Annotated in this window: 7 protein-coding genes; 3 read left to right on the top strand and 4 right to left on the bottom strand. The window is 52.3% G+C overall.

Annotation, left to right across the window (positions count from 1 at the left end; translation table 11 throughout):
- A partial coding sequence (locus B3Z49_RS19260) for a glutamate synthase-related protein (protein WP_296993783.1) occupies positions 1 to 579 on the top strand: 579 nt, incomplete at its 5' end.
- Positions 580 to 607: 28 nt separating this feature from the next.
- Here B3Z49_RS19260 and B3Z49_RS19255 read toward each other — a convergent pair.
- The 4 genes from B3Z49_RS19255 to B3Z49_RS19240 all read right to left on the bottom strand — a co-directional run bounded on the left by B3Z49_RS19255 (position 608) and on the right by B3Z49_RS19240 (position 4,370).
- Entirely contained in the window at positions 608 to 2,098 is a 1,491-nt protein-coding gene (locus B3Z49_RS19255; RefSeq protein ID WP_296993781.1) for a ParB/Srx family N-terminal domain-containing protein, read from the bottom strand.
- A 112-nt stretch (positions 2,099 to 2,210) separates the two neighbouring features.
- The gene (locus B3Z49_RS19250) at positions 2,211 to 2,468 is read right to left on the bottom strand and encodes a YjhX family toxin (protein ID WP_008889624.1); all 258 of its coding nucleotides are present in this window, start codon (positions 2,466 to 2,468) and stop codon (positions 2,211 to 2,213) included.
- A 233-nt stretch (positions 2,469 to 2,701) separates the two neighbouring features.
- The gene (locus B3Z49_RS19245; RefSeq protein WP_296993778.1) at positions 2,702 to 3,178 is read right to left on the bottom strand and encodes a GNAT family N-acetyltransferase; all 477 of its coding nucleotides are present in this window, start codon (positions 3,176 to 3,178) and stop codon (positions 2,702 to 2,704) included.
- A gap of 157 nt (positions 3,179 to 3,335) precedes the next feature.
- Entirely contained in the window at positions 3,336 to 4,370 is a 1,035-nt protein-coding gene (locus B3Z49_RS19240) for a sensor domain-containing diguanylate cyclase (RefSeq protein ID WP_296993775.1), read from the bottom strand.
- A 249-nt stretch (positions 4,371 to 4,619) separates the two neighbouring features.
- Between B3Z49_RS19240 and B3Z49_RS19235 the strand changes: the two genes are divergently transcribed.
- A complete protein-coding gene (locus B3Z49_RS19235; RefSeq protein WP_063088864.1) occupies positions 4,620 to 5,327 on the top strand; it encodes a TIGR00266 family protein in 708 nt (235 codons plus the stop codon).
- A 276-nt stretch (positions 5,328 to 5,603) separates the two neighbouring features.
- On the top strand, positions 5,604 to 6,490 hold an 887-nt coding region (locus tag B3Z49_RS19230; RefSeq protein WP_296993770.1), incomplete at its 3' end, for an FAD-binding oxidoreductase.

Below are 6,490 nucleotides of genomic sequence, written 5' to 3'. Positions count from 1 at the left end.
GGCCTGACCTTTGTCCATAATGCGCTGCGGGGTGCTGGTGTCCGCGATCAAATCAAGATTGGCGCGGCGGGCAAGATCGTCTCGGCCTTTGATATTGCCCGTACCCTGGCGTTGGGCGCAGACTGGTGTAATGCCGCACGCGGTTTCATGTTTGCGCTGGGCTGTATTCAGGCCCAAAGCTGCCATACCAACTGCTGCCCGGTCGGGATCGCAACACAGGATAAAATCCGCCAACGCGCCCTTGATCCGGGCGACAAAAGCGAACGTGTCGCACGCTTTCACAAAAACACCATGCATGCCCTGGCGGAAATCACCGGGGCGGCAGGTTTGACCGACCCGCGCAACTTCATGCCCTATCACTTTATGGTGCGCCAGAAAGACAACGAGTTTGTTGATGGCAACGAAGCCTATCCCTACCTGCCCGAAGGCTTCCTGTTGCAAGATACCGAACTTCCAGAACTCCATGAATGGCATTCCCGTTGGGAACGCGCATCAGCTGAAACCTTCGATCCCAAGGAAATCCCGTTCGGCCCCTATAAACGGGCACAGGCGATTGCGGGCGAGAAGGCTGCTCAGTAGAGCATGGTTGGTTATGTGTCTCCAGAGGTTAGTTATTCTCTAAGAAGTAATCAAAAATAGGCAAAAACACCCCGCAGACTATTTTCAATCTCTCTGGGGTCAAGTTGCCGAAGCCACCATGGATGTTCTGTTGTAACTCGAAGATCGTCCCGTCGTTGTTCGCGTTTTCAACAGATCGTATGAGTTGTCGTGGCGTTGTGATTCCAGATTTTTTCTTGTGAACACAAAACTTAATCAACTCGTCGAGTGAGGGTTTGTCTGAGTGTTTCTGCTTTAATTCTTCAAATAGCCCAGACTTTCTCACTTCAAGCAACAACCCTCGCTCAAGTATTGCTCGCGTGAGAAATGATAGGGAAATGACCTGTTCTGGCTTCAGTTGACTGATGCGTTTTGCTTCTGACGCTAGTTGCTTAAGTCGGGGATCAGAAGTGTTTGAGTATCGTAGTGTGTTTAGCAGTCTGGGCCTGTCATAGCGCGATCCGTCACCCCCATCAGTGCTTTGTCCGGAATCCTCTGTTCGATCTTCGGTAACTTGTTGTGCGGGTATGTTTGGGTCCGCTTCTAAATGAGATCCGCCGGTTGTAACTGTGTCTTGAGCATCGTCAGGTGGCGTCAAGTTGAAAGCGAAGTTTGAGTTTACCGCAGGCGCTCTACGAGGAAATCGCTCGTTAAGGTAGTCTCTCACGGCGGTATTTCGTGTGTATCGATAATCGATATTGAGCCGTTGAGATATCAGCGTGTGCTGCACGATTCTTTTGCAGACTTCGTCTTTGTCAGGAAAGTCGTGATTGATTTCGCCAGCGTCGCTGAACAAGACATGTCCAAAGTGAGACGAAATCACATTGTTGGTTAAAACGTAAAACATAATGTCTAGGTCAACTGCGTCGTCCCAAATGACATCTTGCTCTTTAGGAGACCACTTCAGCATTGAATAGACATAGGTAAAAATTCTACCGAATGCCTTCAGTTTATAGAGATTTCTCGTACTAACTCCGAGGTTTTCTGCTAGCGCCTCAACGTCGTTGCCGAACCTCAACCTACTCTCAACGTATCTGATCTTCTTGCGAGTGTTCCAAGAGAGTTTTCCAAATTCATCAATGTGAAGTTTTGCAATTATCTCGTCTGCAGTCGGTCTGGAATCTGCAATACAAGCATGCAAACTTGAGATCGACTCCCGCGTTTGCTCGTCAATCTTTGGGATTTCACTCTCGTTACCTGCGCCACCAATAAGATAGGGTTTGCAGAGTAGCTTGCATGCAGCGACCCTTCTATTACCCTCAACTACAATGTATTTTTCATCTTCAATTGGTATACAGATAATGCTTTCATGAGGGTATAGGTTCTTATAAGCGGCAATGTTTCGCGCTAAACCGATAACATTCTCATGCTGGACCAAATAAGCGAGTGCGGCGACATCCGAACTTTGATTATGTGGTCCTAGCCTCGGATTTTCCGAATCAAGCATGATATCTTTAAGCGGGATTGATCTCTTTTCCCACTGCATTTCAGAAAATGCCACTTGACCCTCTCTGGCTTATCAATTGTGCTTCAATTATTACACTCTTTAAATATGCGACATGTCAACTATAGGTAGTTTAAAGCCCGGCTGCCAAAGCAGCCGGGCTTTGCTGTTAGCGTTGACATAGTTCTGCGCGAACCGCGAGCAGTCCTTCACGGGTAATGCGGTAAGGTCCGCCGCCTTGTGATCGGATCAGTCGGCGTTTGCGCAGCTTCTTGAAGACTTCAAGCGTACATGCGGTCAGAAACCAGCCGTCGCGTGTGATGCAATCTGCTTCAAGAACATGGTTTTTGTCGTCCTTGATCACTTTGATCAGGCCGCCTTGTGCGAGTGCATGCAGCACGCGCTGTTCATTCTTTGAAATATTCATCGGTCAGAGTCCGAAAACCAGTTGGGAAAACGGTTTTCGATCGGGACGGGCACAACAGTACCTGTCACGCGCACCCGGTTTAAGGTCGGGCAGGCGGTCCGATCTGCTGATCAGCGGTCTGGAAGCAGGAAAGACGCTAGGCGGTCAAACCGCGATCAGCGGCTGTGCCGGGACTCTGACATAAAATCTCCGATTAAGGTTCGGACGCAAAATTGTCCGATTGCGCGCATTTGTCAAGCCGCGCGCTGCATTTCAATCATCGGCACTTTCTGGTCATTGATCGGGCCGGTAACCATAAAACCGAATTTGCGGTAAAACGCCTTGGCGCGTTCATTGGCCGCCGGGACGGTCAGGCGCACATTGCTGCGCACCCCGCGTTCGGCCAGGGCATCAAGGGCGGCAATCATCAATGCCTTGCCCGCACCAGTGCCTTGTGCTGATGGATCGACAACGATCCAGCGGATTTCAGGGGCATCATGGATGGCAATGACATAGCCCAGAAGATTATCATCGCGGGCGGCGACATAGACCGAGTGATTGTCAGACTGCACACTGGCGGAAAAGGCATCAACCGCCATTTCAATCACATTGCGGGCATGGATGCTGGTTGTCTCATCAAGGTCTTCGACCAGACAGCCGAGCTCTATCGTGCGTTCGGAAATCGCACGTATTTCAGGCAGATCGTCTGCGGTGCCTTTGCGTATTTGCATGTCGTGCGCTCTAAGTCATTGTTCTTTCGGGTCAGACCCTTTGAGATCAGTTTCACTCAAAAACAATACCGGGAGGTTAATGCCATACTGCCCTCAAGGGTGGGGATGGCAGTTCTGATATGCACAGGCAGTGGTTGGGCCACGCGTTGGTGGGCGATTATTTGCGGCGGCTTTTTTTGTCGCGATACATCTCAAGATCGGCAATCGCCATCATGTCCTCAAGGCTTTTATCAAGCGGCTCGAAGAAGACCGAAGTACCGGAACTGATTTGCGGTGTTTCGCGGATCGGCGATTTCGCGGTCGGCACGGTAAGTTTGACGTGATCAAGGGCGTTGCGCACCCGGGTGACAATGGTCGTCAGATCGCCGCGATTGCGCACATAGCCCAGAACGGCGAATTCATCCCCACCGATGCGCCCGCAAATATCAACCTCGCGGATGCTGTCCGTGATGGCCTTGCCAACGGCACGAAGGGCGGCATCCCCGGCGGCATGGCCGTAATCATCGTTCCAGTGTTTCATATCATCAAGATCGATAAAGATGATCCCGATATTGTGGTGATAGCGCTTGGCGATGCGGATTTTCTGATGGGCCAGCATCTCAAACCCGGCGCGGTTGTTCATGCCGGTCAGCGGATCGGTCATCGAAAGATTGCGCATGATTTCGTATTGTTCATACAGGCGCAAATCGGCTTCGATCAGGTCGCGAAAGACCTCCATCAATTCCTGCAACGGGTTTTCATACTGTGTGGCCTTGGTGTCAAACACGCAAAGTGTCCCGAAAACCAGGCCGTTTGGCCACAAAAGCGGCACCCCGAAATAGGATATATAGCCTTCTTCGACGACTTCGGGATTGTCAGCCCATTCGGGCTTGTTGCTGGCGTCGGGTTCGTAAAAGGCTGACTTTGTGGCCACCACCCGACGGCAATACAAATTGGCGTCAAGCGATTGCGGTTTTCCCGAAACTTCGGGAAACGGATTTTCCGGGTTCTTGCTTGTCAGGGCGGCGCGAAAACCGATCTTGTCATTATATTCGACAACATATCCGGCCGTGGCACCAAGAAGCTGCGTCATCAGATCGACGACACGCTGCCACTTATCAAGCGACGCCTTCATGACCTCGTCCTGAGTGATCCAGTCGAATTTCCTAAGCAAGACCATCGCAAGTGCCTTTGTCCGAGACCGATCAGTCACCCTGATCGCCGTAATATACATTATAGCATGGTATTATTAGGACTATACGAAACCTCTTAACAAAATGCTTTCGCTTCAACATCTTGACGATGGTGTTTCAGTCTCACGTATAGTTCTGCAAAATTGATGGCTTTCGGTGACTTTGGGTGCGCTTGTCGTGTTTTCGCCCCTTTTTCTTGCGATTGAACCCGCGAGGTTCCAAACTTGGCCTTAAAGCACGGTTAATTCAGAAAAACAGGAGACGCCCAGATGGCAGACGTGATCGATTATACGATCCATGGCGAAGAGATGCAGCTGGTTGAAATCGAACTCGATCCGGGCGAGGGCGTCCGGGCAGAAGCCGGCGCCATGATGTATATGAGCGATGGCATCGCCATGCAGACCGGCACCGGTGGCGGGCTGTTTTCTGGCTTCAAGCGCATGCTGACGGGCGAGGGGTTCTTTATCACAAGTTTTGTCCATGAAGGATCGGGCAAGGGGCATGTTGCCTTTGCCGCCCCCTATCCGGGCAAGGTGGTACCGCTTGATCTGGGTGAACATGGTGGCGAGATTATCTGTCAGAAGGATGCGTTTTTGTGTGCGGCATCTGGCATTGATATTGATATCGCCTTTTCCAAAAAGCTCGGCGCAGGTCTTTTCGGCGGCGAGGGCTTTATCCTTCAACGCCTGAGCGGCGATGGCCTGGCCTTCATGCATGCGGGCGGCACGATTATTCGCAAGGATCTTAAGCCGGGCCAGACGCTTCGGGTTGATACCGGTGCGTTGGTCGCGATGACGCCATCGGTTGATTATTCGATCAAGTTTGTTGGCGGGTTTACCAACGCGCTGTTTGGCGGCGAAGGCCTGTTCGTCACGACCCTGGAAGGGCCGGGGACGGTCTGGCTGCAAAGTCTGCCGTTCGCACGTCTGGCGGACCGGATTGCCGCCGCCCTGCCACAGGATCGCAACAAGGGCTAGGGCATCGGGCTCTGCGTAGTCCGATGCCGTTTCATGGTGTCAAAAATGGGTGGGGATATCGCCAGAACTTGGGCTTGCGCGATATCTCTGCATTCTTTGCAGATCCCGAACGTGAGAATTTTTTGCAAAGTTTGGGCAAAAGGTAATACCAATTTCGGGCTTCTCGGCGTAGGGTGTTTGCCAAATTTCTCTCCGGTGCTGTCTTCCCCAAAGATTTGAGGCGCACCGGGAAGCGACAGCCTCCATCAGGACCACACAGGCCGAAAGAGTAAAATCATGTCAGTTCGTCAGTATGAACGTATCGAAACCCCGGAAAGTCTGATCAACGCCTTGCGCGAGATGCTTGGTGATCGGCTTTCGACGGCCGCATCCGTGCTTGAACAGCATGGCAAGGACGAAAGCTGGCATGAAGCATCGCCACCGGATGCGGTGGTCTTTGCCCATTCGACCGAGGAAGTGGCCGAGGTGGTTAAACTCTGTGCTGCGCACGAAGTGCCGATTGTGCCGTTTGGCACCGGATCGTCGCTTGAAGGGCATGTTGCCGCCCTGCGTGGGGGCATCTGCATTGATGTTTCACAGATGAACAACATCCTTGAAGTTAATAACGAGGATCTTGATTGCCGCGTTCAGGCTGGTGTGACCCGCGAACAGCTTAATGATCATCTGCGCGATACCGGTTTGTTCTTTCCGATTGATCCGGGGGCCAATGCCTCCATCGGGGGCATGACGGCGACCCGTGCATCGGGCACCAATGCCGTGCGGTATGGCACGATGCGTGAAAACGTCCTTAGCCTGACCGTCGTGACCCCGGATGGCAAAATCATCAAGACGGCCAACCGCGCGCGTAAATCATCGGCCGGTTATGACCTCACCCGTCTGTTTGTCGGTTCCGAAGGGACGCTGGGGGTCATCACCGAAATCGGCCTGAAGCTTTATGGTATCCCAGAGGCGATGTCGGCCGCTGTCTGTGCCTTCCCGACTGTGGAAGATGCGGTTAACACCGTCATCCTGACCATTCAGGCGGGTATTCCGGTCGCACGGATCGAGTTTCTTGATCCGTTGCAGGTCCGTGCAGTGAATAACTATTCCAAGCTCGACCACAAGGAAGCACCGACCCTGTTCTTTGAATTCCATGGCACCGAAGCCGGGGTGAAGGAACAGGC

This window comes from Thalassospira sp. UBA1131 (genome assembly GCF_002311515.1).
Taxonomy (GTDB): domain Bacteria; phylum Pseudomonadota; class Alphaproteobacteria; order Rhodospirillales; family Thalassospiraceae; genus Thalassospira.
The sequence above is the reverse complement of the archived record's forward strand: the minus strand, read 5'-3'. Positions and strand labels throughout refer to the sequence as shown.

Coding starts and splice junctions, on each gene's coding strand:
- B3Z49_RS19250 (WP_008889624.1), bottom strand. CDS start 2,468: ATGAATATTTCAAAGAATGAACAGCGCGTGCTGCATGCACTCGCACAA.
- B3Z49_RS19245 (WP_296993778.1), bottom strand. CDS start 3,178: ATGCAAATACGCAAAGGCACCGCAGACGATCTGCCTGAAATACGTGCG.
- B3Z49_RS19235 (WP_063088864.1), top strand. CDS start 4,620: ATGGCAGACGTGATCGATTATACGATCCATGGCGAAGAGATGCAGCTG.